The organism is Paraburkholderia caffeinitolerans (assembly GCF_902859945.1).
Lineage (GTDB): Bacteria > Pseudomonadota > Gammaproteobacteria > Burkholderiales > Burkholderiaceae > Paraburkholderia > Paraburkholderia caffeinitolerans.
In genome coordinates, this window is sequence record NZ_CADIKL010000004.1 from 230,200 (window position 1) to 254,089 (window position 23,890).

General features: G+C 66.8%; 23 protein-coding genes. 14 read left to right on the forward strand and 9 right to left on the reverse strand.

Annotated elements, in window-relative coordinates; genetic code table 11:
* The first annotated feature begins 320 nt into the window (after positions 1-320).
* Genes gspD through gspF form a run of 3 tightly spaced genes read left to right on the forward strand, consistent with a single transcriptional unit; the run spans position 321 to position 5,455 of the window.
* The gene (gspD, locus tag HV773_RS05660) at positions 321-2,699 is read left to right on the forward strand and encodes a type II secretion system secretin GspD (RefSeq protein ID WP_129563210.1); all 2,379 of its coding nucleotides are present in this window, start codon (positions 321-323) and stop codon (positions 2,697-2,699) included.
* 2 nt (positions 2,700-2,701) lie between these two features.
* Positions 2,702-4,210 (forward strand): type II secretion system ATPase GspE, encoded by a 1,509-nt coding sequence (gene gspE / locus HV773_RS05665; RefSeq protein ID WP_129563211.1) that lies wholly within the window; start codon positions 2,702-2,704, stop codon positions 4,208-4,210.
* 27 nt (positions 4,211-4,237) lie between these two features.
* Entirely contained in the window at positions 4,238-5,455 is a 1,218-nt protein-coding gene (gspF, locus tag HV773_RS05670; RefSeq protein ID WP_129563212.1) for a type II secretion system inner membrane protein GspF, read from the forward strand.
* Between the two features lie 50 nt (positions 5,456-5,505).
* Here the strand turns inward: gspF and HV773_RS05675 are convergent, their stop codons facing one another.
* A complete protein-coding gene (locus tag HV773_RS05675) occupies positions 5,506-5,919 on the reverse strand; it encodes a general secretion pathway protein GspC (protein WP_129563213.1) in 414 nt (137 codons plus the stop codon).
* Positions 5,920-6,134: 215 nt separating this feature from the next.
* On the opposite strand from HV773_RS05675, the gene gspG reads away from it, so the two are divergent.
* The 8 genes from gspG to HV773_RS05715 all read left to right on the forward strand — a co-directional run bounded on the left by gspG (position 6,135) and on the right by HV773_RS05715 (position 12,519).
* Positions 6,135-6,599 carry a type II secretion system major pseudopilin GspG gene (gene gspG / locus HV773_RS05680; RefSeq protein ID WP_129563214.1) on the forward strand — a complete coding sequence of 155 codons (465 nt, stop codon included), beginning with the start codon at positions 6,135-6,137 and terminating at the stop codon, positions 6,597-6,599.
* A 121-nt stretch (positions 6,600-6,720) separates the two neighbouring features.
* Positions 6,721-7,239: a GspH/FimT family pseudopilin gene (locus tag HV773_RS05685; protein ID WP_129563215.1), complete on the forward strand. Its 519-nt coding sequence runs from the start codon at positions 6,721-6,723 to the stop codon at positions 7,237-7,239.
* Between the two features lie 7 nt (positions 7,240-7,246).
* Positions 7,247-7,666 (forward strand): type II secretion system minor pseudopilin GspI, encoded by a 420-nt coding sequence (gene gspI / locus HV773_RS05690; protein ID WP_129563216.1) that lies wholly within the window; start codon positions 7,247-7,249, stop codon positions 7,664-7,666.
* 7 nt (positions 7,667-7,673) lie between these two features.
* Entirely contained in the window at positions 7,674-8,399 is a 726-nt protein-coding gene (locus tag HV773_RS05695; RefSeq protein ID WP_129563217.1) for a PulJ/GspJ family protein, read from the forward strand.
* A 2-nt stretch (positions 8,400-8,401) separates the two neighbouring features.
* Entirely contained in the window at positions 8,402-9,553 is a 1,152-nt protein-coding gene (gene gspK, locus HV773_RS05700; RefSeq protein WP_377729766.1) for a type II secretion system minor pseudopilin GspK, read from the forward strand.
* A 34-nt stretch (positions 9,554-9,587) separates the two neighbouring features.
* On the forward strand, positions 9,588-11,033 hold the full coding sequence (gspL, locus tag HV773_RS05705) for a type II secretion system protein GspL (RefSeq protein ID WP_129563219.1): 1,446 nt from the start codon (positions 9,588-9,590) through the stop codon (positions 11,031-11,033).
* Positions 11,030-11,560, forward strand: a complete 531-nt coding sequence (gene gspM / locus HV773_RS05710) for a type II secretion system protein GspM (protein WP_377729798.1) — start codon at positions 11,030-11,032, stop codon at positions 11,558-11,560. Before gspL ends, gspM begins: the two co-directional genes overlap by 4 nt.
* 179 nt (positions 11,561-11,739) lie before the next feature.
* Positions 11,740-12,519, forward strand: coding sequence for a type II secretion system protein N (locus tag HV773_RS05715; protein WP_129563221.1), 780 nt, complete (start codon positions 11,740-11,742; stop codon positions 12,517-12,519).
* Positions 12,520-12,555: 36 nt separating this feature from the next.
* Here HV773_RS05715 and HV773_RS05720 read toward each other — a convergent pair whose 3' ends face one another.
* Together HV773_RS05720 and HV773_RS05725 are read right to left on the reverse strand one after the other, a co-directional pair.
* Complete coding sequence (locus HV773_RS05720) at positions 12,556-14,187, reverse strand: efflux transporter outer membrane subunit (protein ID WP_129563222.1); 1,632 nt, start codon at positions 14,185-14,187, stop codon at positions 12,556-12,558.
* Between the two features lie 224 nt (positions 14,188-14,411).
* Positions 14,412-14,834, reverse strand: a complete 423-nt coding sequence (locus tag HV773_RS05725) for a hypothetical protein (RefSeq protein ID WP_129563223.1) — start codon at positions 14,832-14,834, stop codon at positions 14,412-14,414.
* A gap of 233 nt (positions 14,835-15,067) precedes the next feature.
* Between HV773_RS05725 and HV773_RS05730 the strand changes: the two genes are divergently transcribed.
* Both HV773_RS05730 and HV773_RS05735 read left to right on the forward strand, forming a co-directional pair.
* Positions 15,068-15,598: a MarR family winged helix-turn-helix transcriptional regulator gene (locus tag HV773_RS05730; protein WP_129563224.1), complete on the forward strand. Its 531-nt coding sequence runs from the start codon at positions 15,068-15,070 to the stop codon at positions 15,596-15,598.
* Positions 15,599-15,754: 156 nt separating this feature from the next.
* Positions 15,755-17,335, forward strand: a complete 1,581-nt coding sequence (locus tag HV773_RS05735) for a DHA2 family efflux MFS transporter permease subunit (RefSeq protein ID WP_129563225.1) — start codon at positions 15,755-15,757, stop codon at positions 17,333-17,335.
* A gap of 91 nt (positions 17,336-17,426) precedes the next feature.
* On the opposite strand, the gene HV773_RS05740 is transcribed toward HV773_RS05735, so the two are convergent.
* The 6 genes from HV773_RS05740 to HV773_RS05765 all read right to left on the reverse strand — a co-directional run bounded on the left by HV773_RS05740 (position 17,427) and on the right by HV773_RS05765 (position 23,279).
* Entirely contained in the window at positions 17,427-18,134 is a 708-nt protein-coding gene (locus tag HV773_RS05740) for an OmpA family protein (RefSeq protein WP_129563226.1), read from the reverse strand.
* A gap of 167 nt (positions 18,135-18,301) precedes the next feature.
* Positions 18,302-18,796, reverse strand: a complete 495-nt coding sequence (locus HV773_RS05745; protein ID WP_227875335.1) for a DUF859 domain-containing protein — start codon at positions 18,794-18,796, stop codon at positions 18,302-18,304.
* 172 nt (positions 18,797-18,968) lie between these two features.
* The gene (gene gshA, locus HV773_RS05750; protein ID WP_129563227.1) at positions 18,969-20,591 is read right to left on the reverse strand and encodes a glutamate--cysteine ligase; all 1,623 of its coding nucleotides are present in this window, start codon (positions 20,589-20,591) and stop codon (positions 18,969-18,971) included.
* A gap of 138 nt (positions 20,592-20,729) precedes the next feature.
* Entirely contained in the window at positions 20,730-21,803 is a 1,074-nt protein-coding gene (locus tag HV773_RS05755; protein WP_227875336.1) for a DNA-3-methyladenine glycosylase family protein, read from the reverse strand.
* On the reverse strand, positions 21,800-23,029 hold the full coding sequence (ada, locus tag HV773_RS05760; RefSeq protein WP_129563228.1) for a bifunctional DNA-binding transcriptional regulator/O6-methylguanine-DNA methyltransferase Ada: 1,230 nt from the start codon (positions 23,027-23,029) through the stop codon (positions 21,800-21,802). Before ada ends, HV773_RS05755 begins: the two co-directional genes overlap by 4 nt.
* A gap of 85 nt (positions 23,030-23,114) precedes the next feature.
* Positions 23,115-23,279 (reverse strand): hypothetical protein, encoded by a 165-nt coding sequence (locus HV773_RS05765; RefSeq protein WP_160113470.1) that lies wholly within the window; start codon positions 23,277-23,279, stop codon positions 23,115-23,117.
* Between the two features lie 171 nt (positions 23,280-23,450).
* Between HV773_RS05765 and HV773_RS05770 the strand changes: the two genes are divergently transcribed.
* Complete coding sequence (locus HV773_RS05770) at positions 23,451-23,861, forward strand: VOC family protein (protein ID WP_129563229.1); 411 nt, start codon at positions 23,451-23,453, stop codon at positions 23,859-23,861.
* Positions 23,862-23,890: the final 29 nt, after the last annotated feature.

The window sequence follows — 23,890 nt, forward strand, 5'->3', positions numbered from 1 at the left end:
GATCGCCCGGCGTGCGGCGGCGCGATTCCCTCCCCGGCACGGGTTCCAATCCTTTCAGAATGCGTCCCCGTGCTGACGGAAGTTAGAGTAAATCCCCAGACGCAATTTCTTTGTGACAAATTCGACATGAAAAGCTGCTACTGTTGCATTTTTTGCTGGTCGTCGATTGCCGGGATGAGGGGCGTCGGCGGGCCGCGGCCAGTAGGCTGTCCGGCCTGAAATCATGAGACGGCCACAGCAAGCACGTTGAGCACGATAAGTACGACTGGCCGGTGGCGTCCGTCCCCGGCCTCGAAATGATACCCATGAGAAGAAATCGTATGGCTTTGCGTCGCGTCGCCAAGGCGCTGCTCGTAAGCGGGCTCCTGGCGGCGCAACTCGCGCACGCCCAGGTCACGCTTAACTTTGTCAACGCCGACATCGACCAGGTGGCGAAGGCCATCGGCGCGGCCACCGGCAAAACGATCATTGTCGATCCGCGCGTGAAGGGGCAGCTCAATCTCGTTTCCGAGAACCCGGTGCCCGAGGACCAGGCGCTCAAGACGCTGCAATCGGCGCTGCGCATGCAGGGCTTCGCGCTCGTACAGGATCATGGCGTACTCAAAGTCGTGCCCGAGGCCGACGCCAAGCTCCAGGGCGTGCCGACCTATGTGGGCAACACGCCCGCGGCGCGCGGCGACCAGGTGGTCACGCAGGTGTTCACGCTGAGGCACGAATCGGCGAACAATCTGCTGCCCGTGCTCCGTCCGCTCATTTCGCCGAACAACACGATCGCCGCGTATCCGGGCAACAACTCGCTCGTCGTGACGGACTATGCGGACAACGTGCGCCGCATCGCCGCGATCATCGCCGGCGTGGACACGGCCGCGGGCCAGCAGGTGCAGGTGGTGCCGCTGCGCAACGCCAACGCGCTCGACATTGCGCCGCAAATTTCGAAGATGCTCGATCCGGGCTCGATCGGCGCCTCGGACCCGTCGCTGAAGGTTTCGGTTGTGGCCGACCCGCGCACCAACTCGCTGATGCTGCGCGCCTCGAACGCACAGCGTCTCAGCGCCGCCGTGCAATTGGCGAAGCAGCTCGACGCGCCAACGAGCATGCCGGGCAATATGCACGTCGTTCCGCTGCGCAACGCCGACGCGGTGCAGCTCGCCAAGACCCTGCGCGGGATGCTCGGCAAGGGCGGAAACGATTCGTCGTCGGGCAATAGCGCGAATTCGTTCAACCAGAACTCGGGTGGCGGTGGCGGCAGTGGCAGCGGCTACGGCAACACCTCGACCGGTCTTTCCGGCACTCCGCCGCTGCCCAGTTCGCTCGGTGGCAGCACTGGCATGTCGTCGGGCAATTCGCTGACGGGCGGCACATCCGGCGGCAGCAACGGCGACTCGTCGTTCGGCGGCGACAAGGACAAGGGCGACGACAATCAGCCTGGCGGCATGATCCAGGCCGATGCGGCGACCAACTCGCTGATCATCACGGCGTCGGATCCGGTGTACCGCAACCTGCGCACCGTGATCGACCAGCTCGATGCGCGGCGCGCGCAGGTCTACATCGAAGCGCTGATCGTTGAGCTCAACTCGAACACCAACGCCAATCTCGGTATCCAGTGGCAGATCGGCAATAGCAACGTAGTGGCCGGGACCAACCTCGCCACCGGCTCCGGCAACAGCATCATCAACCTGACGGCGGCAGCGGCAGGAGCAGCTGCTGGCGTCACCACTGGCGGCCTGGCGGGTGCGCTTGCGGGCTCGGCCGTCCAGCAGGGCCTGAACGTGGGCTGGATCCACAATATTTTCGGTGTGCAGGGGCTCGGCGCATTGCTGCAGGCGCTCTCGCAGACGAGCGACGCCAACGTGCTGTCCACGCCTAACCTCATCACGCTCGACAATCAGGAAGCGAAGATCGTCGTCGGCACGAACGTGCCGATCCAGACCGGCACGTATTCGAACCTCACGAGCGGCTCGACGAGTTCGGCGTTCAACACCTACGATCGCGTCGACGTGGGCTTGACGCTGCACATCAAGCCGCAAATCACCGACGGCGGCATCCTGAAGCTGCAGCTGTACACCGAAGATTCGGCAATCGTAACCGGCACGACCAATGCCACGACCAATCCGGCCGGCCCGAACTTCACCAAGCGTTCGATCCAGTCGACCGTGCTCGCCGACAACGGCGAGATCATCGTGCTCGGCGGCCTGATGCAGGACAACTACCAGGTCAGCAACAGCAAGGTGCCGCTGCTTGGCGACATTCCATGGATCGGCCAGTTGTTCCGCTCGGAAAACAAGACGCGCCAGAAAACCAACCTGATGGTGTTCCTGCGTCCGGTGATCATCAACGATCGCGACACGGCGCAGGCGGTGACGTCGAATCGCTACGACTATATTCAGGGCGTGACGGGTGCGTACCGGTCCGATAACAACCTGATCAAGGACCGGGACGACCCGGTGGTGCCGCCGATGCCGGTTGGCCCGAGCGAAGGCGGTTCGGCGCTGAATCTGTTCGATCTCGACAAGATGCGGCGCGATCAGGCGATGGGCACGGCGTCCGCGCCCGCCGCAGTTCCCGCTAACGCCACGCAGATGCAGCCGGCGTATCCGCAGCAAGGCGCTCCGTCGCAAGCCGTGCCGCCGCAATACGCGCCACCGCAATCGTCGCCGGTGCAGCCGCCGCTCACCGGCCAGCCCAGGGTGCAGCCTTGAGCATGGCCGATACGCCTCGCCCGTCCCCAGCCGCCGCACGCGAAAGCACTGCGCCGCGCGAGGCGCCCTCGCCCGTTGCCGCGCGGCTCGTGCCGTATGGCTTCGCGCGAAGCGGCCAGATCCTCGTCGCACAGCAGCACGCCGACGGGCTCGAGGTGTGGATCAGCGAGCGCACCACGGGTGCGGCGATTGCCGAAATCGCGCGCAATTTCGGCGCGTTCTCGCTCGTGCGCATTCCCGCGGACGAGCTCGCCCAGGCGATCAACCAGGCCTACGCGCGCCAGGATGGCAGCGCGGCGCAGGTGGTGGGCGAAGTGGAAGGCGAAGTCGACCTCTCGCGCCTGATGCAGGACATTCCCGAGGTGGAGGACCTGCTCGAATCCGAAGACGACGCGCCGATCATCCGCATGATCAACGCGCTGCTCACGCAGGCGGCGCGCGAGCAAGCTTCCGACATTCATATCGAGCCTTTCGAGAATGCCTCGGTGGTGCGCTTTCGCGTGGACGGCACACTGCGCGACGTTGTGCGGCCGAAGAAGGCGCTCCATGGCGCGCTGATTTCGCGTATCAAGATCATGGCGCAGCTCGACATTGCCGAAAAACGCCTGCCGCAGGACGGCCGCATCACGCTGCGTGTGGGCGGGCGTCCCGTGGACGTGCGCGTTTCCACCCTGCCCACGGGCCATGGCGAACGCGCGGTGCTGCGTCTGCTGGAAAAGGACGCGCAGCGCCTGAATCTCGAAGCGCTCGGCATGGCCGCCGACACGCTCAAGCAGTTCGACCAGCTGATTGCCAAGCCGCACGGCATCGTGCTCGTGACGGGGCCGACCGGTTCGGGCAAGACCACCACGCTTTATGCGTCGATGTCGCGGCTCGAAACCACCACGACCAACATCATGACCGTCGAGGACCCGATCGAGTACGACCTCGCGGGCATCGGCCAAACCCAGGTGAACGAGCGCATCGGCATGACCTTCGCGCGCGCGCTGCGCTCGATCCTGCGTCAGGACCCGGACATCATCATGATCGGCGAAATTCGCGACCTTGAAACCGCGCAGATCGCCGTGCAGGCCTCGCTCACGGGCCACCTCGTGCTGGCCACGCTGCACACCAACGACGCCGCCTCGGCGGTCACGCGTCTGACCGACATGGGCGTGGAGCCTTATCTGCTGGCTTCGTCGCTGCTCGGCGTGCTGGCGCAGCGTCTCGTGCGGCAACTGTGCCCGCACTGCAAGGAAGAGCGCCTCGAAGACGATGGACGCAAGCGCTGGCATCCGGTCGGTTGCGACCGCTGTGGTCATTCGGGTTACTCGGGGCGGCGCGGCGTGTACGAATTGCTCAACATCGACGAGCCGATTCGCAGCCTCATTCACCGCAATGCCGCCGACGCCGAGATTTTCACCGCGGGCCGCGCGCAGGGCATGCGCACGCTGCGCGACGACGGCGAGCGCTGGCTCGCCGCGGGCACGACCTCACTAGAGGAAGTGCTGCGCGTGACGGGCGGCGCGTAAAGCGCTCAGGCGGAGGCGAAGAAGACGATGCCGGCATTCCGTTTCGAAGCGATCGACGCAGCGGGCAAGGCGCAAAAAGGCGTGCTCGACGCGGACAGCGCGCGCGGCGCGCGTGCGCAGTTGCGCGGTCAGGGCCTCACGCCGCTCGTGGTCGAGCCCGCGGCGACCCGCACGCGCGGCGCACGCGCCCAGCGCCTCGCGCTCGGGCGGCGTCTCTCGCAGCGCGAGCAGGCGATTCTCACGCGCCAGCTCGCGAGCCTGCTGGTGGCGGGGCTGCCGCTTGGCGAAGCGCTCGCGGTGCTCACCGAGCAGTCCGAGCGCGACTACATTCGCGAACTGATGGCCGCGATCCGCGCCGAGGTGCTGGGCGGCCACTCGCTCGCCAACGCACTTGCGCAGCATCCGCGCGACTTTCCCGACATCTACCGCGCGCTCGTCGCGGCGGGCGAGCACACCGGCAAGCTCGGCATCGTGCTCTCGCGCCTCGCCGACTACATCGAGCAGCGCAACGCGCTCAAGCAGAAGATCGTGCTGGCCTTCACCTACCCGACGATCGTGACGATCATCGCGTTCGGCATCGTCACGTTCCTGCTGAGCTATGTGGTGCCGCAGGTCGTGAACGTGTTTGCGAGTACGAAGCAACAGTTGCCGTTCCTGACCATCATGATGATGGCGCTCTCGGGCTTCGTGCGGGAATGGTGGTGGGCCGTGCTGATTGCGGTGGCGATCGTCGCGTGGATCGTGCGCGCGACCTTGCGCCGGCCCGGGCCGCGCCTCGCGTTCGACCGCTGGCTGCTCACGGCGCCGCTCGCGGGCAAGCTCGTGCGCGGCTACAACACGGTGCGCTTCGCGAGTACGCTCGGCATTTTGAGCGCGGCGGGCGTGCCGATCCTGCGCGCACTGCAAGCGGCCGGCGAAACGCTCTCGAACCGCGCCATGCGCATGAATGTGGACGACGCCATCGTGCGCGTGCGCGAAGGCACGTCGCTCTCTCGCGCGCTCGGCAATACGAAGACGTTTCCGCCCGTGCTGGTGCACCTGATTCGCTCGGGCGAGGCGACCGGCGACGTCACGACCATGCTCGATCGCGCCGCCGAGGGCGAGGCGCGCGAACTGGAGCGGCGCACGATGTTTCTCACGAGCTTGCTCGAGCCGCTATTGATTCTGGCGATGGGGGGCGTGGTGCTGGTGATCGTGCTCGCGGTGATGCTGCCGATCATCGAGCTGAACAATCTGGTGCAGTGAATAGCACAGCGCGCCGCGCGTGCGCAAAGCAGCGCTGCGCGCGGAGTCGATCAGCGCACGTAGATGGTGGGACCGGCCGCGTTGGCAGGCAGGAAGACTTCGGAGTGCACGCCGTGGCGGTCGACGACGATCGAGCGGGCGCGCACTTCGGCAAGTGTTCCGTCCGGGCCGATCGGGCCGCCGAGCGCGATGGCCTTGGCCGGGTCGCCGCCGAAGCTCACGATGGCCGCCGCGCCTTGCTTGAGCGCGAGGATGCCGAACAGGTGGATGTCTTGCGCGACGTTGTGCTCGAGCTTGCCGCCAAAGAGCGTGCCGGCCTCGGCAACCGAGATGGGCGCCTGGGCGGCGGCGGCCTGCACCGGAGCGGCGCGCGAGGCTGCGACTTCGAGCGTCCACCACGCAGCCGTGGCGCAGAACACCGCGAACGCGGCGAGTGACAGAAGGCGGATTTGCAGTGGGTTCATGCGCTCCATTGTACGGAGTATTGTGGACGTTTTGATGGCGCACCTCGAGGCCGCGAACGCGGGTCTCAAAGGCGTCATCGTGTGACATTACAATGACCCGTCATGGGCGCGCGAACCCGGTTTCGCGCGCAGAACGAAACAGGGCGCACCGGGGTGCGCCGCAACGATCACTCGTGACCATTCGCGAGCATCAATTGCCAGGAGGGAAGCAACTTATGTCCATATGGACCCGCAGCCATGCCGAAATCGAGCGCCGACGCGCACGTCGCCAGCGCGGTTTTACGCTGATCGAAATCATGGTCGTGATTGCGATCCTCGGTATTCTCGCGGCGCTGATCGTGCCGAAGATCATGAGCCGTCCCGATGAAGCACGCCGTGTCGCCGCGCGCCAGGACATCGGCACGGTCATGCAGGCAATGAAGCTCTACCGGCTCGACAATGGCCGCTATCCCACCCAGGACCAGGGCCTCCAGGCACTGGTGCAAAAGCCCACCACCGACCCGGTGCCGAACAACTGGAAGGACGGCGGCTATCTCGAGCGCCTGCCCAACGACCCGTGGGGCAATCCGTACCAGTATCTGAACCCGGGCGTGCACGGCGAAATCGACGTCTTTAGCTATGGCGCCGACGGCAAGCCCGGCGGCGAAGGCAACGACGCCGACATCGGGTCCTGGCAATAAGGTAACGAATAAACAACGGGAGCCAGCCGGGTTTATCGGGGCCCACCGGGGCTCGATGGGGCTGGATGCAAACGCGCGGCCCCGATTCCCGTTCATCTCCAGCTTCACGTTCCTCATCGCCATGCACTCCCGCCCCCTCCGCAGTCGCAACCGCACGCCGATGCGCACCCCGCACGCGGCGCGCGCACGCTCGGCGGGCTTCACGCTGCTGGAAATGCTGGTCGTGCTGATGATCGCGGGGCTGCTGGTGTCGCTCGCGTCGCTTTCGCTCACGCGCAATCCGCGCACCGATCTGAATGAAGAGGCGCAGCGTCTCGCGTTGTTGTTCGAATCCGCCGGCGACGAGGCGCAGGTGCGGGCGCGCCCTATCGCGTGGCAGCCGGTCGAGGGCGGATTTCGCTTTGACGTGCATACCGAGGACGGCTGGCGTCCGCTGCGCGATGACCTGCTAGGACCGCGCAAGTGGGAAGGCGGCGTGACGGGCGTATCGATCACCTACTCCGGCGACGACGACCTGCATGCGGACCGCCTCGTGTTCGGCACCGAGGCCGTCGAGCAGCCCGTTGAAATCACGCTGTTCTCGGCGGCGGGCCGCGCCACTATCGTTGGTACTGGCGCGGGCCGGTATGAGGTGCGCTGAGATGCACATGGCCACCCGCTTTGTTCCGCGTCGCGCGGCCCGCGCGAGCCGTGCCGCAACAGGCGGCTTCACGATGATCGAAGTGCTGGTCGCGCTTGCCATCGTGGCGATCGCGCTTGCTGCCTCGCTGCGCGCCGTGGGTAGCCTCGCGGCGAGCGAAAGCGATCTGCACCAGCGCCTGCTCGCGGGCTGGAGCGCCGACAATGCGCTCGCGCAACTGCGTCTCGCGCATGCGTGGCCCGAGGTCGGCGAGCTCAGCTTCGACTGCTCGCAAGGCAATCTGCAGCTGACCTGCACGCAGCACGTCACAGCCACGCCCAATCCCGTTTTCCGCCGCGTGGAGGTCTCGGTGGCCACACCGGGCCGCGACGGCAATCTCGCGCAACTCGTCACCGTGCTCGGCAATGAAACGAACCGGTCGCTGTGATCGCGCGATGCGCCGAAAGCGCGTTCCTCCGGGGCCGCTGCACGGGCGGCCGGCCGGGCACGCGGCTTCGCCCAGCGCTTTGCGCGCACGCCGCGCGGCCGGCTTCACGCTGATCGAACTACTCGTTGCCATCGCGATTCTCGCCGTGGTCGCGATCTTGTCGTGGCGCGGCCTCGATCAGATCGTGCGCGGCCGCGACGTCCTCACGCATTCGATGGCGGAAGAGCGTGTGTTCGCGCAGATGTTCGACCAGATGCGCATCGACGCGCGCCAGGCCGTCAGCGACGACGAAGCGGGCGCGCCCGCGGTCTCCGTCGACGGCGGCGCGCTGCAGATCGTGCGCGAGTTCGCCGTGCCGCCCGGCGCGCCGCCGCGTTTGCAGGTGGTGCGCTACCGCGTGAGCAACGGGAGTGTCGTACGCTACGCGTCGCCGCCGCTCGCCAACCTCGGCGACCTGCGGCGCGCGCTGCGTGGTGGCGAGAGTAGCGCATGGAGCGCGTTGCCGATGATGCAGGGCGTGGGCGCGATCGACGCGCGGCTCTACGTGGAGAAGGTGGGCTGGACCTCGGACATGAACCAGGTGCGCTCGCAGATCGCGACGAACAACAGCAGCGTGAAGGTGCCGCAACTCGGCAATGCACCCGTGCCGCGCGCGGTGACGGGGCTCCAGGTGAGCGTCAGTGCGCACTCGCTCGCGCGGCCGGTCACGCGCGTCTTTCTCGTGGGGGAATGAGCATGCGACAGCATCGAATTCTCCGCTTCCCTGCTCGTAACGCAGCTTGTCCCGCTGTACGCGCCACCGCGTGCCGTCGTCGCCAGCGCGGCGCCGCGATCATCACCGCGCTGCTGGTGGTCGCGCTTGCCGCGATTCTCGTCTCGGGCATGCTGTGGCGTCAGCAGGTGCAGGTGCGGCGCATCGAAAATCAGCGGCTGCTCGCGCAGGGACAATGGATCGCGCGCGCCGCGCTCGACTGGACGCGCCTCGTGCTGCGTTCCGAGGGCGACACCTCGGCGGGCGTGACCTATCTGGGCGGCGCGTGGGGCATGCCGGTCGCGAAGACGCGCCTTTCCGACTTCCTGGGCCAGATTGGCCAAGCGCGCGCGGAACAGGGCGCCGACACCTGGCTTTCCGGCTCTATCGAAGACGCGCAGGCGCGCTTCAATCTGCGCAATCTCGTGTCTGCTTCCGCGCCCGGCGCGTTGCAGCTCAATCTCGCGCAGATCCAGGCGTTCGCGCACCTCTTGCAACTGCTTGGCATCGACGGCCAGCTCGCGAAGAATGCAGCCGTCTATCTGCGCGCGGGTCTCGTCCACTCGATCACGCGCTTTCAGACTGGCGCCACGGCCTCGGGCAGCACCGGCACGGCCGGGAGCGCGCAGCAAGTCGAGGGCGGCACGGGAGGCGGTGCGAACTTCACCGACAACCCCGGCCTGTCCGATGCCGACTCCAACAGCGCCGTCGCGCCGCTGCTCATGACGAGCACCGATTCGCTGCTCGACGTGCCAGGCTTCACGCCCGACATCGTCGCGCGTCTGCGCCCGTTCGTGACGGTCCTGCCCACCACGACGCCCGTGAACATGAATACGGCCAGCGCCGAGGTGATCGCGGCGATCGTGCCGGGCATGAGCCTCTCGAGCGCGCAGGCGTTCGTGGCGCGGCGCCAGACTGTGTTCTTCCATAACCTCGCCGACGTGCAGCTCGCGCTGCAAGGCGCGGGGGCCGGACAAACCAGCGTCGACTCGACGCAATGCGACGTCAATACAAGCTATTTTGTGGTCCATGGACGTGTGCAGCACGAGCGCGCCGTGGTGGACCGCACCACGCTCGTGTGGCGCGACCCGCTTACCCATACGACGCGCATCGTGCGCGTGCGCGACGAACCATGAAACCGTACCCGTCCAACATCGAAAAGAGGTGCGTTTGAGCACGCTGATCGTCCTGATGCCGCCGCGCGATCCGGCGGTCCATTCGCAGGAATGGCAACTGCCTGAACTGCCGTTCGTGCTGCTCGACAAAGCGGGCCAGACGCAGCGCGCAGGCCGGGCGGCGCTCGGCCTGTTGCCGAAGGCGTCGGCCACCGTGCTGCTGATCGCCGCGCGCGATCTGCTCATGATTGCCGCCACCGTGCCGCCGCTCAAGGGGCCGCGGCTGCGCCAGGCGCTGCCGAACGTCGTCGAGGATCATCTGATTCAGGACGCGCAGACTTGCCATCTCGCGCTCGATCCCGCGCGCTTGCCCGGCGGGATGCAGACGGTCGCGGCGGTCGATCGCGGGTGGTTTCGCTTCCTCGTCGAAGGCTTTACCGGCTCGGGGCACCGCAACCTGCGTGCGGTGCCGGTGGCGCGCTGCCTGCCCGATGCGGCGAGCGTTGCCGGCGCTGCTGCTGCGCAAGCGCTGCAAGCGGACGCGCACGCAGGCGAGCCCTCCATGCCGGCCGACTCCACCGATTCCGCCGACCATGCCGAAGCCGCCGCCGGTGGCGCAGGCAGTGCCAACGGCGCCGATAGTGCGAGTGGCCCTGTAACGGCTTGCGTATTCGGCCCGGTCATGTCGACTGCGCCCGCGCTGCTGCCTGACGTGGGGACCGCTGTATCAAGCACCACCGCACGCGCATCTGGCGCGCTGCTCGAACTCACGATCGCGCGCGGCGCGACGGCTGAAGGCTTCGCAGTGCCGGCGGCGAGCCTTGCCGCGACTGTGGAGGCGCTGGCCGGCGATGCCCCCGTTACGCGCTACGTGCTGACGGGGGTGCCAGGCGAGCCCGCGAGCGCCGCCGACAAAGCCGCACTCGCGGCTGCGCTGCCCGGCGCGCGGCCGCTCGGCTTCGAGACGCTCGCAAAGCGCGCGCTCGCGTGCAAATTCGACCTCTGCCAGTTCGAGTTCGCGGTGCAGCCGTGGAGTCTCGATCGCGCGACGCTGCGCCGGCTGCGCGTGCCCGTCGTGCTGGTAGCGGCCTCGCTCGTGGTGGCAATCATCGGTGCGAACGTGCAGTGGCTGATGTTTGCGCGTCAGCGCGATGCCATCAACACGCAGATGACCGAACTGCTGCTCAACGCTTTCCCGAAGACCACGGTGGTGCTCGATCCCGCCGGGCAGATGGCGCGCCAGCTTTCGCAACTGCGCGTGGCTGCGGGCGAGCCCTCGCCCGACGATTTCCTCGTGCTCGCCGACGGCTTTGCGCGCTCGCTCGGGCCGGTGCCCGCGAATGCAATTGCGGCGCTCGACTATCACGACCGGCGACTCGACGTGACCTTCAAGCCCGGCGTCAACGTCGACGCCGACTTGAACAAGCGTCTCGCGCGCAATGGTCTTGCGGCTACGCAGGACAGCAGTAGCGGCAAATGGACGATCAGGAGCGCATCGTGAAGACAACCGGTTCGAGCAGCGCATGGGCGCAGACCTTGAGCGACCAGTGGAGCAACTTTTGGGAAGTCCGCACCGCGCGCGAAAAAATGCTGCTGACGTGGGGTGGCGCGGTGCTGGCCGTGGCGATCGGCTATTCGGTGCTTTGGCAGCCGGCGGCGGCCGGCCGCGCGCGCCTGCGCGAGAACTTGCCCGCGATGCAGCGCCAGCTTGCGCAGATGACCGCGCAGGCCGACGAGGCGCGCGCGCTCGCAGGCGCTGCGGCGAGCGTCGCGCCGGGTGGCCAGGCGCTCAAGGATGCGCTCACTGCATCGCTCTCCGACCACGGCATGCCGGGCGCGCAGGTGCAATTGATCGGCACGACGGCGCAGGTGCAAATGAAGAATGCCTCGTTCCCGGCCTGGGCCGCCTGGCTCGACGACGTGCGCAAGCAGTACAAGGTGCAGGTGGTCGAGGCCCATATCACGGCGCTGAAAGCCGACGGCCAGGTCGATTTGACCGCGTCGCTGCAGCCGGCGAACACGCACTAACGCGCGAAACGCGGTCGACCGCGAAGCATGGGAGCGCACTAGGCGCTTTGCTCCAAGTGCGATCGACAGCCTTGCATGGGACCAGAGTAAGAGCTTTGCATGGGGCAGGAGTAAGTGCTGAAGCACTAACTCCTGCCGACAGCTAAAGCACCAACTCTGGTCGACAGGAGATTCCTCGAATGTCTTATTGGATGCGGCGCGCACGCGCCGTGTTGCCCTGGCTATTCGTAGCCGTGTTGTCCGTGGGCGCGGTGCTGCTCGTGCGGCTGCCCGCCGCGTGGATCGCGCCGCAGTTCGCGCGCGCGACCCAGGGCCACGTCAACCTCGTCGATCCGCAAGGCTCGCTCTGGCGCGGCTCGGCCACGCTCATGCTAGCTGCCGGCCACGACGTGCAGGGCGCGACGCTCCTGCCGGGCCGCATCGAATGGAGCACGTCGTTCTGGGCGCTCCTCACGGGCCGCGTGCGCATGCAGATGCGCCAGACCGAGGCCATGCCCGACCCTGTCGACGTCGAAGCGACCTTGCGCGGCGCGACGGTCACGCCAGGCGCGATCGCGGTGCCCGCGTCGTTGCTCGCGGGCCTTGGCGCGCCGTTCAACACGCTCGATCTGGATGGCAATGTGCGGCTCGCGTGGAGCCCCTGGCGCGTATTCGGCACCGATGCGTTCGGGCGGCTGACCGTCACGCTCGGCGACATGAGCTCGCGCGTCTCGCTGGTGAAGCCGCTGGGCTCGTACGAGGCGGTGCTGCAGGCGCAGGGCGCGTCGTCGACGCTCGATCTGAGCACGCAGAAGGGGCCGTTGCTGCTCGACGGGCACGGCACGTTCTCGCGCACGTCGGCATCGTTCAACGGCACCGCGAGCGCGACGCCCGATCAGCGCGAGAATCTGGCGGGGTTGCTGAACCTGCTGGGGCGGCCCACCGGGACCGGAGCCGTGGCGCTGACCTTCATGCGCTAACGCCCTGAATCGCCAGGGTGCATGGTGCAGCCGCGCTTACTGCGGCCGAGCGCCCTGCATCGCCGCGTCCTGCATGGCGCCATGCGAGGAAGGCGCGATGCCCTGCGCACCTGACGCAGCGGCATCTGACGCCGCGACGGGCGCGGGCGCCGCTACACCGCCGGTTTCCTGATCCATCTGCGAGACGTCCCAGCCGCCGCCGAGCGCCTTCACGAGCCCGACCGACGACACCATGCGCTGCCCCGCGATGCTCGCGAGCTTTTGCTGCGCCGTGAACGCGGTGGTCTGCGACGACAGGACGTTCTGGTAATCGGTCGTCCCCGCCTTGTATTCGTTCGTGACGATCCGCAGCGCGTGCTGAGCCGATTCCACGGCCTGCTGCTGCACCACGATTTCCTGTGCGAGGATGCGCTGCGACGCGAGGTTGTCCTCGACGTCCTGGAACGCGGCCAGCACGGTCTGCCGGTAAGCCGCGACCTGCTGGTCATAGGCCGCGCGCGCCGCTTCGGTTTGTGCGCGGCGCAGGCCCGCGTCGAATACCGTGGCCGCAAGCGACGGCCCGAGCGTCCAGAAGCGCGACGGCATGGAAAGCAACTGCGAGAGCACCGAGCTTTCGAAGCCGCCGCTCGCCGAGAGCGTCAGCGTGGGAAAGAACGCGGAGATCGCTATGCCGATCTGCTCGTTCGCGGCCGCCGCCTTGCGCTCCGCCGAGGCGATGTCGGGGCGCCGTTCGAGCAGCGCCGAAGGCATCGTGACCGGCACCGTGGGCGGCGTGGCCGTAAGCGCAGACGCGGGGATCGAGAATGCCGAAGCTGGCTTGCCAACCAGTACGGCAATCGCGTGTTCGTCCTGCGCGCGTGCCACGCCGTTGTCGATGGCGGCGGCTTGCGCCGACTGCAATTGCGTTTGCGCCTGGATCACGTCGGCACGGCCCGCCACACCCTGCGCGTACTGGTTCTGCGTGAGCTGCAGCGACTTCTGATAAGCGGCGACGGTGTCGTCGAGCAGCTTTTGCTGAGCGTCGAGCGAGCGCAGCGCGAACCAGGTTTGCGCGAGCGTGGCCTGCGCCGAAAGGCGCGCGTTGGCCAGATCGGCGGCGGCGCCCTGCTGGCCGGCCTCCTGTGCGCTGACCGTGCGGCTCACTTTGCCCCAGAGATCCGGTTCCCAGGTCGCGTCGAGTCCGAGGTTGACGTTGTTCGAGATCGAGCCGCTGCCCGTAAAGCCGTTGCTATTGGAGTTCGAGACGCGCGCGGGGCTGCGCGCGCGCGAGCCCGAGAACGACGCGCTCACCACCGGGAAATACGCCGCGCGCGCCTCGCCCACCAGCGCGCGCGCCTGGCGATACGCGGCGGCGTATTGCGCGACAGTCTGGTTGCTGGCGTTGAGCTGGTCCATTAGCCCGTTGAGCTGCGCGTCGTCGTAAATGAGCCACCAGGGGCCGCGGTCAGCGGTGTCGGCGGGTTGCGCGGTCTTCCAGCCTTCGGGCGCTTCCTTGTAGGACTCGGGCACTGCCGCAGCCGGCTTGTGATAGTCGGGACCCACGGCGCAGCCGGTCAACTGGAACGTGAGCGCGGCCGCCGCGCACAGCAGGGCAAACCTGGGCGCCTGGCGCACGGCGCGGCTACGGCGAGAAACGTGATGGCCGGGAGGGACGAAACGGCAAGACATGCAAGGAATTCCTGTCGATGCGGCTGGCGAACCGGGCAAACGTCGCGCATAGCCGATGCGCGAACACGCGCGGCGTGGTGCGTCCTGCAGCAATGCGATGGGCCGGCCCGGTTCGAAGGGCTGGCAAGCTGCGGCAATGGTAGCGCACGCGCCGCGCGCAGCGCGGAACCTGCAAGGGTAAGCCGGGAATGGGCGGGGATGTGTTACCGCGCGCCGATCGCAAATTACGCGTCGTTACGGCGCCAGCGACTCAGCGCGTGAACGGCGTGCAGCGCGGCTCTGCCCGCGCGCGTGCGCGCGCCACGCGTGGTGTTGGCGCGGCACGCAACCTGGACGCCGGAACAGGCGGCTTTGGCTGCCGCCGTGGTCGCCGCCGCTGCTTGCATGGCGGCCGCGACTGGGCTCGTTGCGGGCGGCGTGACACCGCTCGCCACCATGGACGTGCCAGCCCCGTCTCGCTGAGCGCGGCGCCGGTCAGCCCACACCATCAGCGCGACGGCAATCGAGCCGCCAGGCAGCACGAACATCGCTGCATAGAGTGCGAACTTGCGCCAACGCGCCGCGCCGCCGGTTTGCATGAAAGCAAGCCGCGCAGTGCAGGAGACCGAGCGGCCGATGCCGCCGAGCGCGTTTTTGAGGTACAGCATGGCGCAATCAACAGGAGAATTGGGGAATACGAGGGGATGAAGTGCTTGCCTGTCATAATATTGACTATGCAATCAAACCACAACACACTTTGCATTGCGTCAAATGTGCTGTTGTTTTTATGCTGCGATGGCGATAAATCGACGGCTGATGCGTCACCTAATTTGCCTGCCCAGGCAGACATATAACGGGCTAGAATTCGCCTGTCTTCGAGATGCATGAGAGCGACTTTCCCATGAGCGACGGTACCTATGTGCCAGGCAAGGTCGGTGTGGTGCCGAGCCTCGGCTATTTCCTGTCGACGGCCCGTAACGTGCTGGCCGCGCGGATGGACCGCGCCGTCGCGCCGCTGGGGCTGACCTCGTCGCAGATCGGCGTGATTTTGCTGCTGTGGTTCGAGCATGCCCGTACGCCCAATGAAATGTCGCGCGTGCTGTCGTACGACACCGGGTCGATGACCCGCATGCTCGACCGGCTGGAGAAAAAAGGCTTTCTCGTACGCCAGCGCAGTCATGCGGACCGTCGTGTGGTCGAACTGGCGCTCACGCCGCTCGGGCGTGACGCCGCGCAGCAATTGCCGGATCTGATCGCCTCGGTGATGAACGACCAGCTACGCGGTTTTTCTGCCGACGAAGTGACCACGCTCGTCAGCCTGCTGCAACGTTTCATCGCGAACGATGCGGACACTTCGATGGTGTGCAGCCATGTCGAAGGCGGCGCGGACGTGCCATCCAAAGCATCTGACGAAGATCACGAGAAGGTATGAGGCGGATGTCGTGGCGTCTTGGCGCCGGATAAATTTCACCTCGACCGCGTCGTATTGCGGATAAATAGCTGTCTGGGCAGTCAATGCCTCGACATGAACTTGCGGACTGCCGCCTGAACCGGAAACCTCGGCAGACGCCGAGCAAGGACCCTGAAAATGGACGCCTCCACCGCCGCGCCTGCCTCTCCCGCACCCCCCGCTCCTGCCAGCGCGGAGCCCGCGCCGTTCTCAGGCGGCAAGCTCGCGCTGCTGACCGTGGGCCTCGCGCTCGGCACCTTCATGGAGGTGCTCGATACCTCGATCGCCAACGTCGCCGTGCCGACCATCTCCGGCACGCTCGGCGTCGCCAACAGCGAAGGCACGTGGGTGATCTCCTCGTATTCGGTCGCCTCGGCAATTGCCGTGCCGCTCACAGGCTGGCTCGCGCGGCGGGTGGGCGAAGTGAGGCTGTTCACGCTTTCGGTGATCCTGTTCACGATCGCCTCGGCGGCCTGCGGTTTCGCTTCCAATTTCGAGACGCTGATCGCCTTCCGTCTTGTGCAGGGCCTTGTTTCCGGCCCGATGGTGCCGCTCTCGCAAACGATCCTCATGCGCTCCTACCCGCCCGAGAAGCGCGGGCTCGCGCTGGGACTCTGGGCCATGACAGTGATCGTCGCGCCCATCTTCGGCCCGGTCATGGGCGGCTGGATCACGGACAACTACACATGGCCGTGGATCTTCTACATCAACGTGCCGATCGGGCTCTTCTCGGGTGCTTGCGCATTCCTGCTGCTGCGCGGGCGCGAAACGAAGACCACGAAGCAGCGCATCGACGCCGTGGGCCTCGCGCTGCTCGTGATCGGCGTGTCGTGTCTGCAGATGATGCTCGACCTCGGCAAGGACCGCGACTGGTTCAACTCGAAGTTCATCGTCGCGCTCGCAATCATCGCGGCGGTATCGCTGGCGTTCATGCTCGCGTGGGAAGCCACCGAGAAGGAGCCGGTCGTCGATCTCTCGCTCTTTCGCGACCGCAACTTCGCGCTCGGCGCGTTGATCATCTCGTTCGGCTTCATGGCGTTCTTCGGCTCGGTCGTGATCTTCCCGCTCTGGCTGCAAACGGTGATGGGCTACACGGCTGGCGTCGCGGGTCTCGCGACAGCGCCGGTGGGCCTGCTCGCGCTCGTGCTCTCGCCACTGATCGGCCGCAATATGCACAAACTCGATCTGCGCATGGTGGCAAGCTTCGCGTTCATCGTGTTCGCCGGCGTATCGCTATGGAACGCCACGTTCACGCTCGACGTGCCGTTCAGCCAGGTGATCTTGCCGCGTCTCGTGCAGGGCATCGGCGTGGCGTGCTTCTTCGTGCCGATGACGACCATCACGCTGTCGAGCATCTCCGATGAGCGCCTCGCGAGCGCTTCGGGGCTGTCCAACTTCTTGCGCACGCTATCGGGCGCGATTGGAACGGCAGCGAGCACGACGTTCTGGGAGAACTCCGCGATCTATCACCACGCGGTGCTTTCGGAGTCGGTGAGTGTGTACTCGCCCAACACCAGCGCGTACAGCGATGCGTTGACGAGTCTCGGCTACGCGGGGCCGAGCCTGACCGCGAAGCTCAATGAAGTGGTAACGGCCCAGGGCTACATGATGGCGACCAACGACTTCTTCCGCATCTCATGCGCGATGTTCGTCGTGCTTGCGGCGCTGGTCTGGATTACGAAGCCCAGAAAGGGAGCGGGACCGGCAATGGGCCACTGATGGCCCACAGACGATCCCGTGAAGACCGCCCGCGATAAACGCGGGCGTGTGCAGTTGCTGCCGTGATGAGCGTGACGCTCGACGTGGTGTCTTAGCGTGCGGTGACACCGCTCGTCTGAATTTCGACGCGGCGATTTTGCGCGCGGCCTGCAGCCGTTGCGTTCGAGGCGACGGGCTTCGTGGCCGCATAGCCGTGAACCTGGTACTGGCCGGCATGCAATCCATGCGACTGCAGATAGTTGCGCACGGTTTCCGCGCGGCGCAGCGAGAGGCGGTCGTTCAGTGCCTTCGAGCCCGTGGAGTCCGTATGGCCGTCGATCACGACCGTGCCGATGTTCACGCCGTCGCTATCTGCGATGAACTTGTCGAGTGCCTGCTTGCCTGCCGGCAGCAGGTTGTACTTGTTGATTTCAAAGTTCGCGTCGGCGTTCAGCGTGACGGTGCGCGGTTGCGTGTCGACAACCGGCGGCGGGGGCGGCGGCGGTGCCTGGACAACGGGCTGCGGCGCCTGGCAAACGAACATGATTTCGCGCGGGTCGTTTTCGGGCTTGAATCCGGACGCGGCGCGGTCGGTCGAGGAGACTCGCAGCGGTTCCTTGTTGCCGCAAATCTCGGTGACCTTCTTCATACAGGCCATCGAGCTTTCCAGCAGGCCCAGACACTGTACGCGGTACGCCTGCGAGCCGTTGGCGAGCGTCACAATGTCGAGGTTGTAGGTCGGGCCTGACGCGGTCGTGCAACCAGCCGCGACGACGATAAGGGCAGCCAGTGCGCTGGCTGGCAGAAGTCGCATTTTCATTTTCTGATTCGAAGGATGGAAGAGGAATGTACTGTCGTCCGGCGCACGCCGAAGCAGAGCCACAATACGACCCCTCGACACGTCACCCAATCAGATAATGCTTAAATGCACAATCGAAGTGATTCGATTCGGAATATGTCCAACCACGCGGTGCGAGCGAGTCGAGCTCACTTGGCTTCATTCGCCGCGCGCGCCCCAACCGACGATGCAGCGCCCGTGTCCGCAGCCTCCGCGTCAGGGTTGTCCGCGTCGTTGCCCGTTCCCTGGATCGGCTGTTCGATGCCCGTGCGCACGTACTGCTTGAACGCCGCGCCGGCCGCCCAAGGATCGGGCTTGCAGCCGAGCGAACTGTCGCAATGGGCCGCGAAGCCGATGGTGGTCGTGCCGTCGCTGTTGTGAGTCCGCGTGATTTCGTAGGCGAGCGCGCGCTTGCCGCCGCCGGGGCCGGCGGTCTGGATCAGCGTGTCGGTTACGGTTTGCACTTCGTACTTCGAATGGTCGCGCACCCAGTCCTGGGCACGTTGCCACCAGATGTCGCACTGCGGCTTGTCGCTGCAGGTGAGCGGCGCGGTGGCGATCTGCATGACGTCGGGGTTGACCTGGCCGCGCGGCGCGCAGGCCGCTAGCGCTGCGCAGAACAGAATCGGCAGGATTCGTTTCATCGTGTGGTTCCTCCCTGTATGGGCTCGCGTCATGCGCGGCCCGGTTATCTTGTGGTTGGCATGCGGGGGCGTCGGCGGATGCCGGGACGTACTGCCCATGCATCGTTGGACCACGCCCGCACGCCGGTGTTTCGAGCAAGTGGAATGCCCGAAACACTCCACAAGCACAGGGTTAAACGCTGTAGCGGTTGAGCGTGAAGGCGCGATACGCGGTCACGAAGGCGTCGAACGAGCCCACTTCTTCACGCTCGAGCTTCGCCTGTTCTTCCAGCGACTCGCGCGCGAGCGCCTCGAATTGTGCCATCGCCTGGGGAGCAAGCGGGCGCGAGAGGAAATGCGCCGCATGGCGCTCGCTTTGCGCGAGCGCAAATTGCAGGAAGGATTGCTGATTGCCGCGCATCGTTTCCAGCACGCGCGCGGAGGGCGTGAGCGATGCATCGGCGAGTTTCGCGCGCTGTGCCGCGACTGAGCGTGCATGCTCGTCGCCACCGCGCAGCGCGTCCAGCACGGCGGCGCTGCGCTCGATCTTCGAAAGCAGCTCGGCGGCCCAATCCTGCATCGAGACCGTGTCGTTGCCACGCTTGAGCTCGAGGCCCGGGCGGCGCCCTTCCTTCGTGACGAGGCCGAAATTCTCGTTCGCCTGTGCGTAGTCGGCTGCGGGCAACGGCGGGCTTTCTTCGAGCGCGCAGGTGAGCAGGTAGGCGTCGAGAAAACGCGCGGCTTCGAGCGAAATGCCGGTGGGCTCGAACGGATCGATGTCCATGCAGCGCACCTCGACGTATTGCACGCCGCGCGCGGCGAGCGCATGCAGCGGCCGCTCGCCCGGATACGTGACGCGCTTCGGGCGGATCGTCGAATAGAACTCGTTTTCGATCTGCAACACGTTGGTGTTGATCTGCACCCACTCGCCGTCGCGATGCGTGCCAATGGCTTCATATGGCGGATACGGTTGGCTCACCGCCTGCGTGAGCGCGTCGAGGTAGCCCGGCAGCGTGTCGTAGTCGGCGTGCAGCGCGGCCTGGCCCGTGGTGTTCGAGTAGCCGAGGTCGCTCATGCGCAGGCTCGTCGCGTAAGGCAGATAGAGCGTGTCGGCGTCGAAGGTGTCGAGCGCGTGCGCGCGGCCGCGCAGGAAGCGCGCATCGAGCGCCGGCGAGGCGCCGAACAGATACATCAGCAGCCAGCTCGTACGGCGGAAGTTGCGGATCAGCGCGAGGTAGCGCTCCGACTGATAGTCGGTCGGCGTGGCCGCAGACTGCTCGTGCGCGTGCAGCGCGCGCCACACGTCTTCGTCAAGCGAATAGTTGTAGTGGATGCCCGCAATGCACTGCATGGTGCGGCCGTAACGCAGTGCGAGCCCCATGCGGTAGACGTACTTGAGGCGGCCGATGTTCGAGCTGCCGTAGTGGGCGATGGGAATGCCGTCGTCGGTGGCGGGCAGGAGGCCCGGCATCGACTCGTTCCACAGCATCTCGCCGTCGCGCGCGAGCGTCGCGTAGACAAAGCGATGGAGCTCGTCGAGCTTCTCGAGCGTGATGGACGCGTCGCGCTCGGCGGGCGTGATGATCTCGACCAGCGCTTCCGAATAGTCGGTCGTGAGCGACGGATGCGTGAGCGCAGAGCCAAGCGCCGCCGAATGCGGCGTCGTGGCGAGCTTGCCATCGCGCGTCACCCGCAGGCTTTCTTTTTCGATGCCGCGCAGACCGCGCGTGAGCGCGTCGCGATGCGGCCCGGCGCTCAGCACGGAAAGGCGCTGCGTGAGAACGTCGTTCGTGCGTGTAGAGGTCGTGTCTGGCATTGAAGGGCGGGTCGGGCTCTGGGCGACGACGCGGTGCTGCACGCGCCGCCGACAAGGGATTTTCGGTAGCGGGCACTTTAACATCTCGCTGAAAGACCTGCTTCGGGCCCCTTCGGGCGGTGCTTTGCGGCCGGCCCGCTAGCCGCCGCGCGCCGCGCCGGCCCGATCGGCGATCTCATTCCACAGGTGCATCGCGGCGTAGGCGCGCCACGGTCGCCAGGCGTCGGTGCGCGCGCGCTGCTGCGTCGCGCGCACGAGCGCGGGGTCGCGCGCGGCGATGGCCTGCATCAGCACGAGGTCGGTGGCGGGCCACGCATCGGCGTCGCGCCAGGCGCGCATTGCCACGTACTCAACCGTCCAGGGGCCGATGCCAGGCAGTGCGAGCAATCCGGCGCGCATGGCGTCGAGGGCGGCGCGCTGGGCGGCGGGATCATTAGCGGGATCACCTTCGGGCTCGTCATGGCGATTGCGCCGCTTGCCGGCGTTACGAGGCGAGGCATCGTGCGCAGGCGCGAGCTCCGGTGCACGTTCCGTGGGACGTTCGATAACGAGCGCCTCGCTCGCCACGGCCGCCGCGAATCCCTGTAGCGCGGCCACCCGTTTGCCCGGCATGCCGATCCCGGCAAGGTCGGCGGCGGCCAGCGCGGCAGGCGTGGGAAAGCGCCATGCGGTGCGCGCATGCGCGTGACCCTCGATGCGCTTGCCCACACGCTCGACGAGTCGCCCCACGATGGTCGTCGCGGCCTTCACGCTCACCTGCTGACCGACGATCGCGCGCACCACGAGTTCGAAGCCCGACCACGCTCCCGGCACGCGCAGCCCCGGCGCGGCGGCGACGAGCGGCGCGAGCCACGGATCAGTGGTAAGGCCCGCGCCTATCGTGGCCGGATTGGCTTGCACGTCGAAGATGCGCGCCAGCGGCGCGGCCAGTGCGGCTGCATGGGCGCTCACCGGCCCATCGACTTCGACAACGAGGCAGTGCTTGCGCGCATGGCGGCGCACGGCGAGCGTGCCGCTCGCGCCATTGAGGTCGATCGCGCGCAGCCACGCGCCGTCCTCCACGGCTTCGACGCCCGGCGTCGCGCGTCCCGCCAGAAAGCGCAGCATGCGTGGCCAGTCGTAGGGTGCGCGAAACGGCAGTTCGAAGGTAGCGCCTGGCTCCGGGCCGTCGCTTCGCGGTTGTTGTGGTTCGTTCGGCAGGACGGCGCTCAAGCGGTGGTCTCCGGCGTCGCGGCACGGCCGCGCTTCGAGTCCCGTTTCGAGTCCCGTTTTGCACCTGGCTTCGTTTCGTGCGATAGCGGGTCGCCGGCCTGTCCTGTGGCCGCGACGTGGACTTCGCCCGCGCGCGCTTCGGCGTCGATCAGCGCCGCCTTGCGCGCGAGCCCCCAGCGGTAGCCGGCGAGCGCCCCGCCCTTTTGCACGACGCGGTGACAGGGAATCGCCAGCGCCACCGGGTTCGATGCGCACGCGCTTGCCACGGCGCGTACCGCGCGCGGCGCGCCGAGCGTTTCGGCGATCTGCGTGTAGCTGCGCGTTTCGCCGTACGGAATACGCTGGAGCGCGTCCCAGACCCGCTGCTGGAATGCCGTCGCGGCGATGTCGAGCGGTAGCTCGATGTGCTCGCTGCGGCCATGCAGATAGGCGTCGATCTGCGCGACGAAAGGCGCGAGTCCCGCCGCGTCCTCGATGCAACGTGCGTTCGAAAAGTCGGCCACTAGATTTGTGCTCAACTCGCCGGGATCGTCGCCGAATGCGATCCGGCAGATGCCCTTGTCCGTTGCCGCGACGAGCACGCGCCCGAGCGGCGTGGCGGCACCCGCATAGCGGATCGTGAGGCCCGCACCTTTCCGGCGGAACGCCGACGGCGCCATGCCCAGCTCTCCCGCCACGCTCTCGTAGAGCCGCGACGACGAGTTGAAGCCCGCGTCGGCGCTCGCGCGCGTGACGTCGGCGCCTTGCGCGAGCGCTTCGCGCAGCACGGCGCCTCGGCGCGCCGCCTGGTATTGGCGCGGTGAGACGCCCAGCACGCGCTTGAAAAGGCGCTGCAGATGGAACGGACTCAGGTGCACGGCCTCGCCGAGCTGCGCGAGTGTGAGACGCGCCTGGGGATCGGCGTCGAGGGCGGTGCAGGCGCGCCGCACGATCTCGAGCTCGCGCGGCAGACCGCCGGGGCGGCAACGCTTGCACTCGCGGTAGCCGGCCGCGCGAGCGGCGTCGGCATCGACGAAGAACTCGACGTTCTCGCGGCGCGGCAGGCGCGATGCGCAGGACGGACGGCAAAACACCCCGGTCGTGCGCACGGCGTAGAAGAACTGGCCGTCGGCGCGCGCGTCGCGCGCCGTGATGGCGGCCCAGCGCTCGCTATCGGTGGTCAATGCGGGGACGGACCCGAAGACAGCGGCGAGCTCGCCGCGAGCGGCGGTCGGAATGGCGTTCATTTCGTGGCTCCCGGAAATGGCGGATTCGATGGTCCCACTGTAACGGCTCGTACACATGCCGGCCTGCCGGATCTTGCGCTGTCGTTCAGATGATCTGGCCCGACGACCAGGCGGCTGATGCCCGGCCAGCAATCGCCTGCCATAAAAGCGAGGTGGCGACTGCGACAATTTCGCCCAATTGCGGGTTTTCCCTTAAAAACTTGTTGCGCCGCGTCAGGTCGCTGTGTATAGTGATTCCTGTCTCCTCCATGTCTCCTCCTGATATGGATTAAGCCCGCTCACAGTAGCGGGCTTTTTTTCGTCCCGCGGTTTCGTCGCCCTTCCCCGCCGCCCGGCGTACGCTCGCTTCGCCATTTTCCGCCTGATTTCCCTCCCCTACACTGTGTGGATCGCGCCCACGTGCGCCGCTTCGGGGAGAACCATGCTTATCCAGATTCGCGAAATCGATCACGTTGTCATTCGCGCGGCCGATCTCGCCGCCATGACGCGCTTCTATTGCGACGTGCTGGGCTGCCGCGTCGAGCGTGAGGAGAAAAAATTGGGGCTCGTGCAATTGCGCGCAGGCCGCTCGCTGGTTGATCTCGCCGCGATCGGCGGTGCGCTCGACCGCGACGGCGGCGCGGCGCCATCAGGCGCTGCCGGCAACATGGATCATCTATGCCTGCGCGTGGAACCGTTCGATGGCGACGCGCTCAAGGCTTGGCTCACGCAGATGGGCGCGCGCCCGGGTGAAGTGGTCGAGCGTTTTGGCGCGGAAGGCTACGGGCCGTCGCTTTATCTGTTCGATCCCGAGGGCAATATGGTCGAGTTGAAAGGGCCCCCGGCACGTTGATTGCGACACGGGCGGCCCGTAAGCACCGG